This is a genomic window from Variovorax gossypii (assembly GCF_003965815.1).
GTDB lineage: Bacteria > Pseudomonadota > Gammaproteobacteria > Burkholderiales > Burkholderiaceae_C > Variovorax > Variovorax gossypii.
The window spans coordinates 567,654-586,709 of the sequence record NZ_RXOE01000002.1 but is presented as its reverse complement, the minus strand read 5'-3'; the positions used below and the strand labels follow the sequence as shown (position 1 = coordinate 586,709).

Below are 19,056 nucleotides of genomic sequence, written 5' to 3'. Positions count from 1 at the left end.
ATTCATGACGACCACAGAACACCAAATCGAGCTGGACCTGATCGCCAAGCTCGGCGAACTCAAGTACACCTACCGCCCGGACATCCGCGACCGCGCGGCACTGGAAGCTAACTTCCGCGCCAAGTTCGAGGCGCTCAATCGGGTGCGCCTGACGGACAGCGAATTCCAACGCCTGTTGGACAGCATCGTCACCCCCGATGTCTACAACGCATCCCAAACGCTGCGCAACATCAACGCCTTCGAGCGAGACGACGGCACGCCGCTGAACTACACCCTGGTAAACATCCGCGACTGGTGCAAGAACGACTTTGAGATCATCAACCAGCTGCGCATGAACACCGATAACAGCCATCACCGCTACGACGTGATGCTGCTCATCAATGGTGTGCCCGTGGTACAGATCGAGCTGAAGACGCTGGCTGTGAGCCCGCGTCGCGCCATGCAGCAGATCGTCGATTACAAGACCCACCCGGGCAATGGCTACGGCAAGACGCTACTGTGTTTTCTACAGCTTTTCATCGTCAGCAACCGCACCGACACTTGGTACTTCGCCAACAACAACGCCCGGCACTTCAGCTTCAACGCGGATGAGCGCTTTCTGCCGGTCTACCAGTTCGCCAGTGAAGACAACAAGAAGGTAACCCAGCTCGACAGCTTCGCTGACAAGTTCTTGGCCAAATGCACCTTGGGCCAGATTATTAGCCGCTATATGGTGCTGGTCGTCAGCGAGCAGAAGCTGCTGATGATGCGGCCGTACCAAATCTATGCCGTCAAAGCCATCGTGGAGTGCATCCACCAGAACTGCGGCAACGGCTACATCTGGCATACGACCGGCTCGGGCAAGACGCTGACTTCGTTCAAAGCCTCAACCCTGCTCAAGGACAACCCGGACATTGATAAGTGCTTGTTCGTAGTGGATCGAAAAGACCTGGATCGCCAGACGCGCGAGGAGTTCAACCGCTTCCAGGACGGCTGCGTTGAAGAGAACACTAACACCGAAGCGCTGGTGCGCCGCCTGCTGTCCGACGATTACGCTGACAAGGTCATCGTCACCACCATTCAAAAGCTGGGTCTGGCGCTGGACGAGAACAGCAAGCGCAACAAGCAGAAGGAAAAGCAGGGCAAGGAAACCTACAAGCAGCGTCTGGAGCCTCTACGCGAGCAGCGCGTGGTGTTCATCTTCGACGAGTGCCATCGCTCGCAATTCGGCGAGAACCATAAGGCCATCAAGGAGTTCTTCCCGAAGGCCCAGTTGTTCGGCTTCACCGGCACCCCTATCTTTAAGGATAACGCTACCTCTGTGCAGATCGAGGGCCAGCAGGCAAGCTATCGCACGACAGACGACCTATTCCAGCGCTGCCTGCACGAATACACGATCACGCACGCCATCGAAGATCAGAACGTCCTGAAGTTTCACATCGACTTCTTCAAGCCGGAAGGCAAGAAGCCGCCCAAGCCTGGCGAGGGTCTGCCGAAGGCCAAGGTCATCGAGACCATTTTGGACAAGCACGATGCCGCGACCAATGGCCGCAAGTTCAATGCCGTGCTGGCGACCGCCAGTATTAACGACGCCATCCAGTATTTCGAGGCCTTCAAGGACTTGCAAGACCGGAAGCGGGCCGAGGACGACGGCTTCTTTCCGCTGAACATCGCCTGCGTCTTCTCTCCGCCCGCCGAAGGCAACAAAGACGTGCAGCAGATTCAGGAAGACCTGCCGCAGGAGAAGGCAGACAACCAGCAAGATCCGGAAGGTAAGAAGGCCGCGCTCACGCGCATCATGACTGACTACAACGCGCGCTTCGGTACCAACCACCGCACCAGCGAGTTCGACCTGTACTACCAAGACGTGCAGAAGCGCATCAAGGACCAACAGTACGCCAATGCCGATCTGCCGCACGGCCAGAAGATCGACATCACCATCGTGGTGGACATGCTGCTCACCGGGTTCGACTCCAAGTACCTGAACACCCTGTACGTGGACAAGAACCTCAAGTACCACGGTCTGATCCAGGCATTCTCGCGCACCAACCGCGTGCTGAACGACAGCAAGCCTTACGGCAACGTGCTCGACTTCCGCCAGCAGCAGAGGCCGGTGGAAGAAGCCATCGCGCTCTTCTCGGGCGAGAAGACCGACAACCCGCGTGAAATCTGGCTGGTGGACCCTGCGCCCAAGGTCATTGGCACCTTGCAAGCCGCCACGCAAAAGCTGGCGGATTTCATGCAGTCGCAAGAGCTGACGAACGCCCCAGAAGAAGTTGCCAACCTGAAGGGCGATGCGGCTCGCAGCCAGTTCATCAACCTGTTCAAGGAAGTGCAGCGGCTCAAGACACAGTTGGACCAGTACACCGATCTGTCAGACGAACAGAAAATGCAGATCAACCAGATTGCTCCGCCAGACCAGATACAGGGCTTCAAGGGGATGTACATGGAGACGGCCAAGCGCTTGAAGGCTCTGCAAGACCGCGATCAGACCCCGCCTGAAGTGCAGCAACTCGATTTCGAATTCGTGCTCTTCGCCTCGGCCGTAATCGACTACGACTACATCATGGGTCTGATTGCGCGCATGACTCAGCAAAAGCCCGGCAAGCTGACTTTAAACCGCGAGCAACTCATCGGCCTGATCCAGGCCGATGCCAAGTTCATCGACGACCGCGAAGACATCGCCGAGTACATCCGCGGCCTGCCCGTAGGCCGGGCGCTAGACGAGGCGGCCATTCGCGCGGGCTTTGACCACTTCAGAGCCGCGAAGAAAGGCCGTGCACTGGCCGAGATCGCGCAGCGCCACGGACTAGAAGTCGATGCGATGCAGGGCTTCGTCGATGGCGTACTACGTCGGCGCATATTTGACGGCGAAGCGCTGAGCGACCTGATGGCGCCGCTGGGCCTAGGCTGGAAGGCGCGCACTCAAAAGGAACTGGCGTTGATGGAAGAGCTCACGCCGTTGCTGCACAAAATGGCACAAGGGCGAGAAATTTCTGGCCTGAGCGCGTATGAATAATAAGGAAGAGAACGCAATGCGCGAAAGATATAACAACAACCAGGGGTTGGCACCAAATTTGCGCTTCCCAATTTATTCAAAATCTGGCAATTGGAAACTTACCGATCTAGGCCCATTTTTGCGCGAATATACGGAGAAGGTTCCATCCAGCACGGAGCTTCCAGTTTATAGCTCAACAAGAGTAGGCCTGCAACCTCAAAAAGATTACTACGACGATAGAGAGCTTGCAAACGACGGCGATTATGGCGTCGTGCCAGATGGTTACTTTGTTTACCGCCACATGAGCGATGACGGAACATTCAAATTCAACGTCAATCGCCTCGGGGGAAAAATTGCCGTTAGCAAAGAGTACCCCGTCTTTTCCGTCGAAGGAATTGACCCAACATTTCTGCAGTACCTTCTAAACGAAGGTATTGCTTTCAAGCGGTTTGCACTGGCGCAGAAAAAAGGCGGCACTAGGACAAGACTCTATCTGGGTGTTCTTCGCACTTTTTCGGCGCACATGCCTCGCCAAGAAGAGCAAATGATTATCGGCGATTGCCTATGGTCACTGGATGAATTGATTGTGGCGGAGAGTCAGAAATTACGCACTCTTTCCCTCAAAAGAAAGAGTTTGCTGCAGATACTCTTCCCTAGCACGGGAGAAAGCCATCCTCGCTTGCGTCTCCCTGAATTTTCAAATTCAAAGCCATGGAGGAGAGAATTTATTTCCAATCTACTCGAAAAAGTGACTAAGCCTGTTGATGTCGATACAAGCACAACATATCGAGAGATTGGAATTAGATCTCATGGGAAAGGCATTTTCCACAAGGACCCAATTCTCGGTATAAATCTTGGAGAAAAGCGAGTTTTCTGGGTCGAACAAAACGCTCTTGTAATTAATATTGTTTTTGCTTGGGAGCAGGCAATCGCAGTCACTTCGGAGGCAGACAAAGGAATGATTGCATCTCACCGATTCCCAATGTATATACCCAAACAGGGCATTGATGTTAGATTTCTCAAGTACCTTTTTCTGACATCCAAAGGAAAAGAACTTTTAGGAGTAGCCTCTCCTGGCGGGGCGGGCAGAAACAAAACACTGGGGCAAAAGGAATTCGAAAAACTGGAACTCGCAATCCCAGAAGATGTCAGCGAGCAAACCGCAATTGTAAAAATCCTTTCATCCATCGACGACCTGATCGCACTTCAGGGCCAGAAAATAGATTTTCTCAAGAAAAATAAAGCAGGCTTGGTGCAACAGCTATTTCCGACCTCAAATGAGAAGCCAACGTGAAGCAAGGGGAAGCTTTCGAAAAAATTTCCACACTTGCGACTTTCTTGCGCAGTGAATTGGAAATCAAGAAAACCATCTTACTCTACGCATACAACGGCACGGGCAAGACGCGGCTTTCCATGGCATTCAAGGACATTGGAAGGCAGGACGAAGCCCGCGATACGCTGTATTTCAATGCTTTCACTGAAGACCTATTCCATTGGAATAATGATCTGGAAGGTGACACGAATCGACGCTTACTCCTCAACAAGGATTCTCGCTTTTTCCAGGGCCTATTCGAACTGGAAATGGATAATCGTATCCGCCCACTATTGCGCCGCTATGCAGATTTCGACTTCCGAATCGACACGCAGGATAATGAGTGGGGCGTACGATTTTTCCGATTGGTGAATGGGAAAAGCGTCGACAACATCAAGGTTTCTCGCGGCGAGGAAAACATATTCATCTGGTGCTTCTTCCTTGCTGTAGTTGAGCTAGCAATGGATCAAGAAATCGAAGCCTACCAGTGGGTAAGGTATCTATATATCGACGACCCGATCTCCTCATTGGATGAGCATAATGCGATTGCCGTAGCCAATCACCTCGCCCAATTACTAAAGCGACAGGAAAATGAGCTAAAGGCGGTGATTTCAACGCATCACACTCTCTTCTTTAATGTGTTATGCAATGAAATGAAGAATGCCCGCAGATACGTGCTAAATAAAAATGCGAGCAATGGCGGCTACTTGCTCCGGCCAGAAGATGGGGACACGCCGTTCTTTCACCACGTTGCCGCCTTGGCCGAGCTTTATCAGGCTGCCCAAGAAGATCGACTTTTCACCCATCATTTCAACATGCTTCGCACGATTCTGGAGAAAACTGCGAGCTTCCACGGGCACAAGAATTTCTCGGCTTGTATCAAGCTCGAGGATGACGATCCAGACGGAATTTTGCATACCCGCTTGATTAATATTCTGAGCCATGGCAACTACTCACTCTACGAGCCACAGCAAATGCTTGACGAGAATAAAAACTATTTCCGCAAGATTTTGAACGATTTTCTGAGTCGTTATCCGTTTAATCCTGATTTGTTCCCGCAAGTTATTGAGGCAGTAGAAGGCAAACCGTGACCGATTTCGAAAAACAACAGCTTGGCAGAATCCTCTGGGCGATTGCTGACCAACTTCGCGGGGCAATGAATGCGGATGACTTTCGCGATTACATGCTCGCTTTTCTTTTTCTCCGATATCTATCGGACAACTACGAAGCAGTAGCCAAGAAGGAGTTGGGTCAGGACTATCCGCAACAGACTGATAGCTCATCGTCCACGCCGCTGCAACTTTGGTATGAAGCCAACGCGGGTGACGTTAAGGAATTTGAAAAACAGATGCGCCGCAAGGTGCACTATGTAATTGAGCCTCGGTTCCTGTGGGGCAACATTGTCGAGATGGCGCGCATTCAAGATGCCATGCTCTTAAATACGCTTCAGGATGGCCTGAGCTACATCGAGACAGAGTCTTTTGCCAGTACCTTCCGGGGTCTGTTCTCTGAGATCAACTTGGCCTCTGACAAGCTGGGCAAGAGCTATACCGAACGTAATGCGCGTCTATGCAAGATCATTAAGGAAATCGCAGATGGCCTAGGTCAGTTTTCCACTGACAGTGACACCTTGGGCGATGCCTACGAGTACCTGATTGGCCAATTCGCAGCAGGTTCAGGCAAGAAGGCAGGAGAGTTCTATACACCTCAGCCGGTTTCCACGATCCTATCCACCCTCGTCACCCTGGACGGGCAGGAGCCGGCTACAGGTCAACGCTCGCATTTGGAGAGCGTGTTGGACTTTGCATGCGGCTCGGGCTCGCTTTTGCTTAATGTGCGCCATCGGATGGGGCCGCATGGCATTAGCAAAATTTACGGGCAGGAAAAGAACATCACCACCTACAACCTAGCGCGCATGAACATGCTGCTGCATGGGGTAAAGGATTCGGAGTTCGAGATCTTCCACGGGGACACCTTGCTCAACGATTGGGACGCTCTGCGTGAGACCAATCCGGCCAAGCTACCGAAGTTCGATGCGGTGGTGGCCAACCCGCCATTCAGCTATCGCTGGGAGCCAGCCGAATCGCTCAGTGAGGACATGCGCTTTAAAAACTACGGCTTGGCACCAAAGTCGGCGGCGGATTTTGCATTCCTATTGCATGGCTTCCATTTTCTGAAACAGGACGGGGTGATGGCCATTATCCTGCCGCACGGGGTACTGTTCCGTGGCGGCGCCGAGGCCCGCATCCGCACCAAGCTGCTTAAGGATGGGCACATCGACACGGTGATTGGCTTGCCTGCCAACCTGTTCTTCTCCACCGGCATTCCCGTGTGCATCCTGGTGCTAAAGAAGTGCAAGAAGCCGGACGACGTGCTGTTTATAAATGCGGCTGAGCACTTCCAAAAAGGCAAGCTGCAGAACCAGCTCCTGCCCGAGCACATCGACAAGATTATCGACACCTACCAGTTTCGCAAAGAAGAGCAGCGCTACTCGCGCCGCGTGAGCATGGAAGAGATCGAGAAGCACGATTTCAATCTGAACATATCACGCTATGTGAGTACGGCGGAGGCCGAGGAAGAGATCGACCTGAGAGCGGTGCATGCCGACCTAATGGCACTTGACCAGAAAATCAGGGCCGCCACACAGCGGCACAACGAGTTCCTCAAGCAGTTGAGGCTGCCATTGCTGCCCTGATACTTTAGGCCCCAAACACCTAGCAAGAGCTGCCCCCATAGGCGCCCCTCGGTCCTCGGGCCACTGATGCACACCTATCAGGCTCTGGCAACCAGCGCGTTACGATGATTGATTGATTGAGTCGGGATGGCGGCAAGAGTCAGTACCCCGCGCCTAGATCGAGCCACGTCGCACGCGCTTACCCGGCAGGGGAAGGGTGCAGCAAGAGCGCCTGCTCGTGGCAAGACCTGTCGTCTTGGACAAACCTAGATTGGCTGCTGACAGTCTGCCCCGTCGGTCGGCATCCTAGTGGACGGTAACTTCGCCTTACTTTTAGCTCCTTTTATTTTACCCGGATAAAATAAAGCGAAAGTTAAATGACGTGTCCACTAATCTCCACCAGCATTCCGCAATGGCGCCCGCAACCACCCCGCATCCTTGAAACGTCATCGATTGCCCTTATGATTAGCACTCGCTGCTGATGAGTGCTAACAGCCCTCGCTTCCAGCCGATGGGCTGCCGGGCTCCGGTCCGGCACCCGACCACAAACCCGTTTCTTATCCATACATCCAGGAGATGCAATGAAACTTCGTCCTTTGGCCGATCGCGTGATCGTCAAGCGTGTTGACAGCGAAACCAAGACCGCATCGGGCATCGTGATCCCCGACGCAGCCGCCGAGAAGCCCGATCAGGGTGAAGTCCTGGCCGTGGGCCCGGGCAAGCGCAACGACAAGGGCGAACTGGCCGCACTGACCGTGAAGGTCGGCGACCGCGTCCTGTTCGGCAAGTACAGCGGCCAGACCGTCAAGGTCGGCGGCGACGAGCTGCTCGTCATGAAGGAAGACGACCTGTTCGCGGTCGTCGAGAAGTAATTCAACAGATCCCCATTCGGAGTAATAGAACATGGCAGCAAAAGACGTAGTCTTCGGCGGCGAAGCCCGCGCACGCATGGTCGAGGGTGTGAACATCCTGGCCAACGCAGTCAAGGTGACCCTGGGCCCCAAGGGCCGCAACGTGGTGCTCGAGCGCTCGTTCGGCGCCCCCACCGTCACGAAGGACGGCGTGTCGGTCGCCAAGGAAATCGAACTGAAGGACAAGCTGCAGAACATGGGCGCCCAGCTCGTGAAGGAAGTGGCCTCCAAGACCAGCGACAACGCCGGTGACGGCACCACCACCGCGACCGTGCTGGCACAAGCCATCGTTCGCGAAGGCTTCAAGTACGTGGCCGCCGGCATCAACCCGATGGACCTGAAGCGCGGCATCGACAAGGCCGTGTCGGCCCTGGTCGAAGAGCTGAAGAAGGCTTCGAAGCCCACCACCACGTCGAAGGAAATCGCTCAAGTCGGCTCGATCTCGGCCAACAGCGACGAAACCATCGGCAAGCTCATCGCCGACGCGATGGACAAGGTCGGCAAGGAAGGCGTGATCACTGTCGAAGACGGCAAGTCGCTCGAAAGCGAACTGGACGTCGTCGAAGGCATGCAATTCGACCGCGGCTACCTGTCGCCCTACTTCATCAACAACCCCGAGAAGCAATCGGCGCTGCTCGACAACCCCTTCGTGCTGCTGTTCGACAAGAAGATCAGCAACATCCGTGACCTGCTCCCCACGCTGGAACAAGTCGCCAAGGCTGGCCGTCCCCTGCTGATCATTGCCGAAGAAGTCGAAGGCGAAGCCCTGGCTACGCTGGTCGTGAACACGATCCGCGGCATCCTGAAGGTCGTGGCCGTCAAGGCTCCTGGCTTCGGCGACCGCCGCAAGGCCATGCTGGAAGACATCGCCATCCTGACGGGCGGCAAGGTCATCGCTGAAGAAGTGGGCCTGACGCTCGAGAAGGTGACGCTGGCCGACCTGGGTCAAGCCAAGCGCATCGAAGTGGGCAAGGAAAACACCATCATCATCGACGGCGCCGGCGCTGCTGCCGACATCGAAGCCCGCGTGAAGCAAGTGCGCGTGCAGATCGAGGAAGCCACGAGCGACTACGACCGTGAAAAGCTGCAAGAGCGCGTGGCCAAGCTGGCCGGCGGTGTTGCGGTGATCAAGGTCGGCGCTGCCACCGAAGTCGAAATGAAGGAAAAGAAGGCTCGCGTCGAAGACGCCCTGCACGCCACCCGCGCTGCAGTGGAAGAAGGCGTGGTTGCCGGCGGCGGCGTGGCTCTGCTGCGCGCCAAGCAAGCCGTGGGCGACAAGGTCAAGGGCGACAACGCCGACCAGGACGCCGGCATCAAGCTGGTGCTGAAGGCCATCGAAGCTCCCCTGCGCGAAATCGTGAACAACGCCGGCGGCGAAGCCTCGGTGGTGGTGAACGCGGTTCTGGCCGGCAAGGGCAACTACGGCTTCAATGCCGCCAACGACACGTACGGCGACATGCTCGAGCTGGGCATCCTGGACCCGACGAAGGTCACCCGCACCGCACTGCAGAACGCCGCTTCGGTGTCCTCGCTGCTGCTGACGACCGAAGCCATGGTGGCTGACGCTCCGAAGGACGACGCTCCTGCCGGCGGCGGCATGCCCGACATGGGTGGCATGGGCGGCATGGGCGGCATGGGCATGTAATTGGCTCGCCCCCAGGCTGCGCGGACACTTCGTGTCCGCTACGCCTACCCCCTACCGGGGGCGACACCTGCGGACCGGCGAAGCCGGATCCGCGGTGTCCCGCGAAATGAAAAAAGCCCGTCTCCGACGGGCTTTTTTCATGGTCGTGGCAATCGTGCCGTTTACTGAAACTGGTCTCGCAGTGACTTGTACAGCGCCTGGAAGCGCGCGTGCCTTGTCCTGCGGACATCGGCACCCTCGGTCGACGGCATCAACTGCTGCTTCACCGGCGGCAGCGTGCACACCTTTGCGACCTCGCCGCCATCGGCCAGCCATGCCAGCCGCGCCGCCCCCAGCGCCCCGCCCGTCTCGCTGCCCGCGTAGAGAGTGAGCGTCACGCCGAAGATGTCGGCCAGCAGCTGCCCCCACCACACGCTGCGCGCACCGCCGCCTACAAGCGCCATCTCGCGCAGCGGCATGTCGGCAGGCAGCCGCAGGGTGTCGAAGCCGTCGCGCAGGCCGAAGCTCACGCCCTCGACCACGGCGTAGGCGATCTCCGCCGGGCCATGCGCGTGCGTGAGGCCGAAAAGCACGCCCTGTGCGTTGGGGTTGTTGTGCGGCGAGCGTTCGCCCGAGAGGTACGGCAGGAACAGCGGGCAGCGTTCTCGCTGCGCCGGAGAAACGCTCGCCGCCGCTTCGAGCAGCGCCGCTTCGTCGGCGAACTTGAATGTCTTCGCGGCCCAGCTCACCGCGCTCGCGGCCGAGAGCATCACCGACATCTGGTGCCAGCGCTTCGGCAGCGCATGGCAGAAGGCGTGCATCGCCTGCGCGGGGTTCGGCAGGAAGCGGTCGGTCGACACGAACACCACGCCCGAAGTGCCGAGCGACACGAAGCCCTGCCCCGGCTCGACCAGCCCCATGCCGACCGCACTCGCTGCGTTGTCGCCGGCGCCGCCCGCGATCTTCACGTCGTCGCGCAGGCCCCAGCGCACCGCAAGTTCGAGCTTGAGCCGCGCCGAAACCTCGCTGCCCTCGACCAGCCGCGGCATGTGCGCGCGCGTGAGCCCCGTGGCCGCGAGCAGCTCGTCGGACCAGTCGCGTGCCCCCACGTCGAGCCACAGCGTGCCCGCCGCGTCCGACATCTCGCTGACGGCCTCGCCGCTGAGCATGAAGCGCAGCCAGTCCTTCGGCAGCAGCACGCGCGCGACGCGACTGAAGACTTCAGGCTCATGCTCGCGTACCCACAGCAGCTTGGGCGCGGTGAAGCCGGGCATCGCGAGGTTGCCCGCGATCTCGCCCAGCCTGGGTACGGCACGCGCGAGCGCCTCGCACTGCGGCCCGCTGCGGCCGTCGTTCCAGAGGATCGCGGGGCGCAGCACCTCGCCTGCTTCGTCGAGCAGCGTGGCGCCGTGCATCTGGCCCGACAGGCCGATCGCGCGCACCGCCTTCAACGCCTCGCCATGCGATGCCTTCAGCTGCGCCATCACTTCTTCGAGCGCCTGCCACCACTGCTGCGGTGCCTGCTCCGACCACAACGGCTGCGGCCTATCGACGGTGAGCGGCGCGCGGGCCACGCCCACGATGCGGTGATCGTCGGCGAGCAAGAGCGCCTTGAGCTCGGACGTGCCGAGGTCGAGTCCCAGATACAAGATGAGCCCCCTGGTTTTGTGTCGGTGCTTAGGAAGGAATGCCGCTGCCGAATCGCGTGTCGGCCTGCTTGCGGAACTCGCTGGGCGTCATGCCCTTGATCTCTAGAAAGCGGCGGTTGAAGTTCGCCACGTTGTTGAAGCCCACCTGGTAGCAGATGTCGGTCACGTAGTGGTCGGTCTGCATCAGCAGGTGGCAGGCGCTGTTGATGCGCACGCGGTTGACGAAATCGGTGAAGCTGTTTCCGGTGGAGCGCCTGAAGAAGCGGCTGAAGCGGCTCTCGCTCATGCCCAGCTCGGCCGCCACGTCCGACATCGAGATCGGGTCGGCCATGTTGTTGGTGATGCGGTTGACGATGCCGTTGATCTGGTCGACCTGCGCGTCGCCGTCCGCGCCTTGCGCGCCCTGCATCTGCACGCTCGACAGCAGCCGGTAGTCGGTGCATTGCGCCAGGTCGGCCATGAAGTCGAGGAACAGGCCCAGGCGGCGCACGCCGCGCGCGGCCTTGATGCTGTCCCAGTGCGCCTGCGCCTGCTGCGACATGCCGAAGAACTCGATGCCGTGGCGCGCGCGCTCCAGCAGCTGCATCACTTCGCGCAACTCGGGAATCTGCGCCGCCGCGTGCTCGATGGGCTCGTGGCGGAACTGGATCACCCTGTCGCGCCCCGCCGCGCCGCCTTCGGGCACATCGAGCGAGATCCAGTTGTGCGGCAGCCGTGGCCCGCACAGCACCAGGTGCCCGGGCTGGAACGGCCCGATCCAGTCGCCGATGAAGGCCTTGCCCGAGGTCTCGGTGATCAGGTGCAGCTCGTAGTCCTCATGGAAGTGCCAGCGCACCAGCGGGCTCGGAAAGCCGTGCGCAAGACATCGCACCAGGCCGGTCTCTTCGGGGGTCTCGTAGCCCAGCGAGGGAGAGCGCGTGAAGTCGCGTTCCAGCTCGGGCTGGCGCTGGCGGGGAATCGAACGCTTGCGGGTGGACGTCGTCATGATGACAGCCCGGCTCAAGGCCGGGAAGCAGCAGCAACAGCGGTATTTTGTGCCTTCGCCAGCGCGGCGTGAACCGCCTCCAGCGTCGGTGGATCGGCACCCTCGCGGGTGCAGTTGAGGGCGGCGGCAGTGGCGGCGAAGCCCATCACGGCCTTCCAGTCTTCGTCGCGCAGCCCGTCGAGCTGCTCCGGCCGCTCGACGCCGTGCGAAAGCAGCGATACCGATAGGCCGGCCGTGAAGGTGTCGCCCGCGCCGATGGTGTCGACCACGGTGACGCGCGGCGCGGCCACGCTCAGCGGCGCATGACCCGCGCGCCAGAGCGTCGCGCCGTCGCCGCCGCGCGTGACGATCACTGCGCGCGCGCCGGCCTTCAGGCACTCGGCGGCCAGCGCATCGACCGGCTGGCCGGGCGCGAGCAGCGCCGCGTCTTCGTCGCTGAGCTTGACCAGGTCGGCCATGCCGAACCAGCCGTTCACGCGCTCGCGATAGGCGGCCATGTCGGAGATCAGGCTGGGCCGCACGTTGGGATCGAACACGATCACGCGCTGGCCCCTGTTCGCGGCGACGAGGTCGGCAATGCACGTAGCGGCCGGGTCCTGCAGCAGCGAGATCGAGCCGAAGTGCAGGAAGCGGCACTCCGGCGGCAGCTGCGGCAGCGGCTCGGGCGCCCAGGTGGCATCGGCACTGCCGCTTGTATAGAAGGCGTAGCGGTTGGTCTGCGGCGTGCGCTCGACGAAGGCCAGCGTCGATGGTGCGTTGCTGCGCAGGATGAAGCTGGTGTCCACGCCGTTGCGCTGCAAAAAGCCCATCAGCCGCTCGCCGAACAGGTCGGTCGAGAGCTGCGTGAGAAAACCGGTCGGCTGCCCCAGCCGCGCGCAGGCCACGGCCGTGTTGAGCGGCGAGCCGCCCTCGTGCCCCAGGAACGCCAGGGTGCCAGCCTCGCTGGCGGTGAAATCGATGAGGGCTTCGCCCGTGAGTGCAATGCGCATGGTGTCTGGATTCTGTCTGGATCAGGGCAGGTCGCGCGCGTCGGCCAGGAAGCCGCGCTCGGCGGCCAGCGTGGCGGGATGATCGAGCAGTTCGGAAAACAGCCGCGGCGGGATGGTGATCGCGCCCACGCCCAGCTTCAGCAGCGAAAGGTAGGCCTCGCGCGAGCGGATGCTGGCCACCAGCAGCCGCGTGCCGGAAGAAGGCCGCTGCGCGACCAGCGCCTGCATCTGCGCGATCAGCGCCAGGCCGTCGATGCCGGAATCCTCCAGCCGGCCGAGGTACGGCGCCGCATAGGCCGCGCCAAGCTGCGCCGCGAAGTGCGCCTGCTCCGGCGCGTACACGGCCGTCCAGGTGACCTGCACGCCCTGCGCGATGAGCTGAGCGCCGGCGGCGAGCCCCTGGCGCGTGGCGGGAATCTTCACGACCAGCTGGCCGGGCTCGAAGTGCGACAACAGCTCCCGCGCGTCCTCCAGCATGCCGTCGGCGTCCTCCGAATAAACCTGCGCCTGCACCTGCCGCGCACCCAGCTCGATGCAGCGCTGAAGCAGGCGGGGCAGTTCGCCGCGGCCGATGCCGGCGCGCTTGAGCAGCGTGGGGTTGGTCGTCACGCCGTGCACCACGGGGTGCGGCAGGCAGGTCTTCAGCTCGGACAGGTCCGCGCTGTCGAGGTACAGGTGGAAGTCTTCGTTCATCGCACGCAGGAAAGGAATCTTCAGCTCATGACATTGCCGCCATCGACATTGAGGGTCTGCGCCGTGATGTAGCGCGCCTCGTCGCTGGCGAGGAACACCGCCGCCCCCGCGATGTCGTCCGGCACGCCCATGCGTCCGAGCGGCACCGCCAGGCCGACCTGCCGCTTCTTCTCTCCGGGCGGCAGCCCCTCGGCCCTGGCGAACAGGCTGTCGACATGGTCCCACATCGGCGTGTCGACCACACCGGGAGCGATGCCGTTGACGCGGATGCCGTGCGGCGCCATGGCCAGCGCCGCGCTCTGCGTGTAGCTGATGACGGCCGCCTTGGTCGCGCAGTAGTGCGACACCAGCGCCTCGCCGCGCCGCCCCGCCTGCGAGGCCATGTTGATGACCGACGCGCCCTGCGTGCCGGCCTCCACCATGTGGCGCAGCACAGCCTGCATCACGAAGAACATGCCCTTCACGTTGACCGCGAAGAGGCGATCGAACGAAGCCTCGTCGCTGTCTAGCAGCGGCGCGAGGTCGAACACCGCCGCGTTGTTGAACAGCGTGTGGATCGGCCCGAAGGCGACCTGCGCCTCGGCCAGCATGTGGGCGATGGCCTTGGTGTCGGTCACGTCGGCCGCGATGTAGGCCAGCCTGTCGGGATGACGCTGCTGCAGCGCGCGCACGGCTTCGGGCGCAGCCGCCGCGCGGTCGATCACCGTGCAGCGCGCGCCTTCGGCGATGCAGGCCGCGGCCACGGCCAGGCCGATGCCGCCGCCCGCGCCGGTCAGCAGCACGTGCCGGTCCTGCAGGCGGTCGCTCATGGCTTGCGCTCCCCCGTCGCCTTCTGCACGAAGCGCGCGACGCGTCCGCCGGCCCGGCGCACGGTGTCGATCAGGGTGGCATCGCCCGCGAGATTGCCCCACAGCCCCGCGTCGGAACACAGCGCGACGACCGGGTCGGCCGCATCGCAGATGGCGTGCGCCACCGCTTCGTCCATGCCCTGGTCCTGGTAGGCATAGGGCAGCGCGCCCTTGTGCCAGCGCTGCAGGAAGGCCAGGAACAGCGCCGGCAGCATCGCCACGCTCTCGATGGGCTGGCCGGCGGCGAGGCGCTCGCGCACCGTCGGCGCGATGAAGCCCGGAATCTTCGAGAAGCCGTCCGCCGCCACGCGCTGGTTGGTGTCGCGGATGGCGGGGTTGCCGAAGCGGTCGAGCACCACGTCGCGATACGCCGCGAGGTCGATGGGACTGGGGCTCAGGCAGGGAATGACATCGTCGGTAACGTAGTCGAAGGCCATCTTGCGGATGGCCGCGTCGTGCGTGCCTTCGTGGATGAAGCCGAGCCCCACCAGCGTGCCCGCCCAGGCGATGCAGCTGTGCGTGGCGTTGAGGATGCGGATCTTCGCCTCTTCATAGGGCTGCACCGACTCGACCAGCTCCACTCCCACGCGGCCCCAGTCGGGCCGGCCGGCGATGAAGTCGTCCTCGATCACCCACTGGATGAAGCTCTCGCCGGTGATGGCGGCCGCGTCGTCGCGCCCGGTGGCCGCCTTCACGCGCGCGCGCAGCTCGGGCGGCGGGCGCGGCGTGATGCGGTCGACCATCGCGTTCGGGCAGCGCGTGTTCGCGTTGACCCAGGCCAGCAGATCGGCATCGCCCGCCAGTTCGATGAACTCCAGCAGGCCGGCGCGGAAGCGGTCGCCGTTGTGGCGCAGGTTGTCGCAGTTCAGCAGCGTGACCGGGCCCGCGTCCGCGGCCTTGCGCGCGCGCAGGATGGCGCAGACGGCGCCGTAGATGGTCACACCGTCGCCGCCGGTCTCGCCGCGCCGCGCGCGTTCCACGTCGGCTGCCAGGTCGGCGAACGACAGGTCCAGCCGGCCCTTGTCGTCGAGGTAGTAGCCCGCCTCGGTCACCGTGAAGGACACGATGCGCGTCGAAGGCGCCGCGCCGCGCGCGATCACGTTGGCCAGCGAGCGCTCCCAGGGCAGCACCTCGCGGATGGCGCCGATCTCCTCGTAGCGGTACTCGCCCGCGGGCGAGACGGTCTCCAGTGTGTAGCGCCCGCCCTGTGCCTCGAGCGCCGCGACGACGTCGGCCATGTCCGGCCGGATGTTGGCGCCCGACAGCGACCAGCGGGTGTCGCCCGCATCGATCAGCCGCTGCAGGTACACGGCCTGGTGGGCTCGGTGGAACGAGCCGAGGCCGAGGTGAAGCACCGTGAACTCGGAAAGAGCCGGTGGAGTTTGCGCAATGGTCACGAAGATGTCCGTTGAAAAGACGGTGGATGGTTGGGGATCACGCCAGGACCGAACGGCCCTCGCGGTTGAACAGATGCAGCACCGACGGATCGAGCTCCACGGCCACGTCGTCGCCGGCCTGCAGCGGCGTGCGTTCGTTCTGCCGCGCGATCAGCGGCACGCCGGCCACGTCGACGTGGATGAGCGTGTCGGCGCCCAGCGCCTCGATCAGCTCCACGCGCCCCAGCACGTCCGACACCGGCGCGCCCTGCTTCGGGTGCACGCGCAGGCCCTCGGGTCGCACGCCCAGGAATCCGTCGGACGGTAGCCGGCCACCGGTGGCGGCGGAGAAGGAAGGAATGGCGTTCGCCGCCACCATGTTCATCGACGGCATGCCGATGAACTGCGCGACGAACTGGTTGGCCGGGCGGTCGTACAGCTCCAGCGGCGTGCCGACCTGCTCGATGAGCCCGTCCTTCAGCACCACCACGCGGTCGGCCAGCGTCATGGCCTCGACCTGGTCGTGCGTCACGTAGATGGTGGTTGCGCCCAGCGCGCGGTGCAGCTTGTGGATCTCCACGCGCGTGTTGCCGCGCAGCGCCGCGTCGAGGTTCGACAGCGGCTCGTCGAACAGGAACACCTTCGGCGCTCGCACGATGGCGCGCCCGATGGCCACGCGCTGGCGCTGGCCGCCCGAGAGATCCTTCGGCGTGCGGTCCAGGTACTGCGTGAGGTTGAGCGTCTTCGCCGCGTACTCGACCTTGGTCTTGATCTCGCTCTTCGACACGCCCGCCAGCTTGAGCGCGAAGGACATGTTGTCGTACACGCTCATGTGCGGATAGAGCGCGTAGCTCTGGAACACCATCGCGAGATCGCGCTTGCCCGAGGGCGCCCAGGTGATGTCCTTGCCGTCGAGCAGCAGGTTGCCGCTGGTGATGGGCTCCAGCCCGGCGATCAGCCGCAGCAGCGTCGACTTGCCGCAGCCCGAAGGCCCGACGAAGACGATGAACTCGCCCTTCTGGATCTGCAGGTCGACGCCCTTGATGATGTTGACTTCACCAAAGCTCTTCTTGATGTTCTTGAGTTCGAGGTAGGCCATTCACGACTCCTTGATGTTTTGCCGGCAGGCGACCGATGCGCCGACGTTGTTCGAAAGCGCGCGGCGCAATCCGGGAGCTGCCGCGGAACCGGCTTTGCCGGGCCGCTGGCAGCGCCCCCTCGAGGGGGTTGGCGAAGCGACACGCAGTGCGCGAAGACTGGGGGTGGTGTTCATTTCACGGCGCCGAAGGTGAGGCCTTGGACGAGCTGCTTCTGGCTGAACCAGCCGAACACCACGATGGGCGCGATGGCCATCAGCGAAGCCGCGGACAGCTTTGCCCAGAACAGGCCCTCGGGGCTGGAGTACGAGGCGATGAGCGTGGCCAGCGTGCCGGCCTTGGCGGAGGTGAGGTTCAGCGCCCAGAAGGCTTCGTTCCAGCTCAGCACCAGGCACAGCAGGCCGGTGGATGCGAGGCCGCCCACCGACAGCGGCATCACGACGTGGCGGAACTCGGTCCAGAGGTTGGCGCCGTCCATGCGCGCGGCCTCCAGGATCTCGGGCGGGATGTCCTTGTAGGCGCTGTAGAGCATCCACACCATGATCGGCAGGTTCGACAGCGTGAACACGATGGTCAGCGCGGTGAGCGAGTCCAGCATGCCCGCGGTCTGCGCGATCACGTAGATCGGCACCAGCGCGCCCACGGCCGGCATCATCTTGGTGGAGAGCATCCACATCAGGATGTCGCGCGTCTTCTTCGTGCGGAAGAAGGCCATCGAGTACGCGGCCGGCGCCGCGATCAGCAGGCCCAGGATGGTCGAGCCCAGGCTGGTGATGAGCGAGTTGCGCGCGTACAGCAGGTAGTCGCTGCGACGCTGCACCTCGCCGAAGTTGTCGAGCGTGGGCTCGAAGATGAAGAGCGGCGGCACGTGGATGGCCTGCAGCTCCGTCTTGAAGGCCGTGAGGAACAGCCAGCCGAGCGGAAAGAACAGCAGCAGCGCGACGGCCCACGCGCCAATGGTGCGCAGCAGTTGCGGCAGGAAGTTGCTGGGAGCTTGTGTCTGTTGCATGGCGTGCGGCTCCTCAGTCCAGGTTCTTGCCGATGATGCGGATGAGGAACACGGCCACGATGTTGGCCAGCACCACCGCGAAGAGGGCACCCGCCGACGCCACGCCCACGTCGAAGTTCATGAGCGACTGCTTGAAGATCATGTAGGTCATGTTGGTGCTCTCGTTGCCCGGGCCGCCGTTGGTGGTGATGGCGATCTCGGCGAACACGCTGAGCAGAAAGATCATCTCGATCATGATCACCACCGCCATGGGGCGCGCGAGGTGCGGCACGGTGAGATAGAAGAAGCGCTGGAACGCGCTCGCGCCGTCCATGCGCGCCGCCTCCATCTGCTCGCGGTCGAGCGACTGCAGCGAGGTGATGAAGATCAGGCAGGCGAAGGGCAGCCACTGCCAGGCCACCATGATGATCACCGACAGCAGCGGCACGTCGGTGAGCCAGTCGACCGGCTCCGCGCCGAAGGCGCGCCACACGTCGGCCAGGATGCCGTAGATGGGGTTCATCATCATGTGCTTCCACAGCAGCGCGTTGACCGCGGGCATGACGAAGAAGGGCGAGATCAGCAGCACGCGCACGATGCCGCGTCCCGGGAATGGCTCGTTCACCAGCAGCGCGAGCAGCACGCCGAGCACCACGGTGATGACGATCACGCTGCCGATCAGCAGCAGCGTGTTCCAGGTGGCCGGCCAGAAGTCGGGGTCGGTGATGAAGTAGTGAAAGTTCTCGATGCCCGCGAATGTGCGCTCGCCGGGCTGCATGAGGTTGTAGTTCACGAACGAGAAGTACAACGTCATCACCAGCGGCACGATCATCCAGGCGAAGAGCGTGAGCACGGCGGGCGCCATGAGGGCGCGTGGCAGGAGTCTTTTCATTGTGTGTTCCTCTCTGAGGCTGTTGCCCCCTCTCCCGCTTG

The 19,056-nt window shown here is 61.8% G+C and carries 15 protein-coding genes; 6 read left to right on the top strand and 9 right to left on the bottom strand.

Annotated features, from left to right (window positions below; translation table 11 throughout):
• Positions 1–4 precede the first annotated feature (4 nt).
• The 6 genes from EJP69_RS10375 to groL all read left to right on the top strand — a co-directional run bounded on the left by EJP69_RS10375 (position 5) and on the right by groL (position 9,519).
• Positions 5–2,998 carry a type I restriction endonuclease subunit R gene (locus EJP69_RS10375; RefSeq protein WP_126469889.1) on the top strand — a complete coding sequence of 998 codons (2,994 nt, stop codon included), beginning with the start codon at positions 5–7 and terminating at the stop codon, positions 2,996–2,998.
• A gap of 16 nt (positions 2,999–3,014) precedes the next feature.
• Positions 3,015–4,271, top strand: a complete 1,257-nt coding sequence (locus EJP69_RS10370; RefSeq protein WP_170217085.1) for a restriction endonuclease subunit S — start codon at positions 3,015–3,017, stop codon at positions 4,269–4,271.
• The gene (locus tag EJP69_RS10365; protein ID WP_126469885.1) at positions 4,268–5,380 is read left to right on the top strand and encodes an AAA family ATPase; all 1,113 of its coding nucleotides are present in this window, start codon (positions 4,268–4,270) and stop codon (positions 5,378–5,380) included. The genes EJP69_RS10370 and EJP69_RS10365 overlap by 4 nt, the downstream gene beginning before the upstream one ends.
• Entirely contained in the window at positions 5,377–6,984 is a 1,608-nt protein-coding gene (locus EJP69_RS10360; protein WP_126469883.1) for a type I restriction-modification system subunit M, read from the top strand. The genes EJP69_RS10365 and EJP69_RS10360 overlap by 4 nt, the downstream gene beginning before the upstream one ends.
• Positions 6,985–7,544: 560 nt before the next feature.
• Entirely contained in the window at positions 7,545–7,835 is a 291-nt protein-coding gene (locus EJP69_RS10355; protein WP_007835162.1) for a co-chaperone GroES, read from the top strand.
• Positions 7,836–7,866: 31 nt separating this feature from the next.
• Positions 7,867–9,519: a chaperonin GroEL gene (gene groL, locus EJP69_RS10350; protein ID WP_093196550.1), complete on the top strand. Its 1,653-nt coding sequence runs from the start codon at positions 7,867–7,869 to the stop codon at positions 9,517–9,519.
• Between the two features lie 161 nt (positions 9,520–9,680).
• On the opposite strand, the gene xylB is transcribed toward groL, so the two are convergent.
• The 9 genes from xylB to EJP69_RS10305 form a co-directional block, all read right to left on the bottom strand.
• Complete coding sequence (xylB, locus tag EJP69_RS10345) at positions 9,681–11,147, bottom strand: xylulokinase (protein ID WP_126469881.1); 1,467 nt, start codon at positions 11,145–11,147, stop codon at positions 9,681–9,683.
• Positions 11,148–11,175: 28 nt separating this feature from the next.
• On the bottom strand, positions 11,176–12,132 hold the full coding sequence (locus tag EJP69_RS10340; RefSeq protein ID WP_093196552.1) for an AraC family transcriptional regulator: 957 nt from the start codon (positions 12,130–12,132) through the stop codon (positions 11,176–11,178).
• Between the two features lie 14 nt (positions 12,133–12,146).
• Positions 12,147–13,121 (bottom strand): carbohydrate kinase family protein, encoded by a 975-nt coding sequence (locus EJP69_RS10335; RefSeq protein WP_126469879.1) that lies wholly within the window; start codon positions 13,119–13,121, stop codon positions 12,147–12,149.
• A 21-nt stretch (positions 13,122–13,142) separates the two neighbouring features.
• Positions 13,143–13,814 (bottom strand): transaldolase family protein, encoded by a 672-nt coding sequence (locus tag EJP69_RS10330; RefSeq protein ID WP_126469877.1) that lies wholly within the window; start codon positions 13,812–13,814, stop codon positions 13,143–13,145.
• Positions 13,815–13,834: 20 nt separating this feature from the next.
• On the bottom strand, positions 13,835–14,623 hold the full coding sequence (locus tag EJP69_RS10325) for an L-iditol 2-dehydrogenase (protein ID WP_126469875.1): 789 nt from the start codon (positions 14,621–14,623) through the stop codon (positions 13,835–13,837).
• Entirely contained in the window at positions 14,620–16,017 is a 1,398-nt protein-coding gene (gene dalD / locus EJP69_RS10320; protein ID WP_126471059.1) for a D-arabinitol 4-dehydrogenase, read from the bottom strand. The genes EJP69_RS10325 and dalD overlap by 4 nt, the downstream gene beginning before the upstream one ends.
• A gap of 79 nt (positions 16,018–16,096) precedes the next feature.
• Complete coding sequence (locus tag EJP69_RS10315; protein ID WP_093196562.1) at positions 16,097–17,137, bottom strand: ABC transporter ATP-binding protein; 1,041 nt, start codon at positions 17,135–17,137, stop codon at positions 16,097–16,099.
• A gap of 170 nt (positions 17,138–17,307) precedes the next feature.
• The gene (locus tag EJP69_RS10310; RefSeq protein ID WP_093196564.1) at positions 17,308–18,144 is read right to left on the bottom strand and encodes a carbohydrate ABC transporter permease; all 837 of its coding nucleotides are present in this window, start codon (positions 18,142–18,144) and stop codon (positions 17,308–17,310) included.
• A gap of 13 nt (positions 18,145–18,157) precedes the next feature.
• A complete protein-coding gene (locus EJP69_RS10305; protein ID WP_093196566.1) occupies positions 18,158–19,015 on the bottom strand; it encodes a carbohydrate ABC transporter permease in 858 nt (285 codons plus the stop codon).
• Positions 19,016–19,056 lie beyond the last annotated feature (41 nt).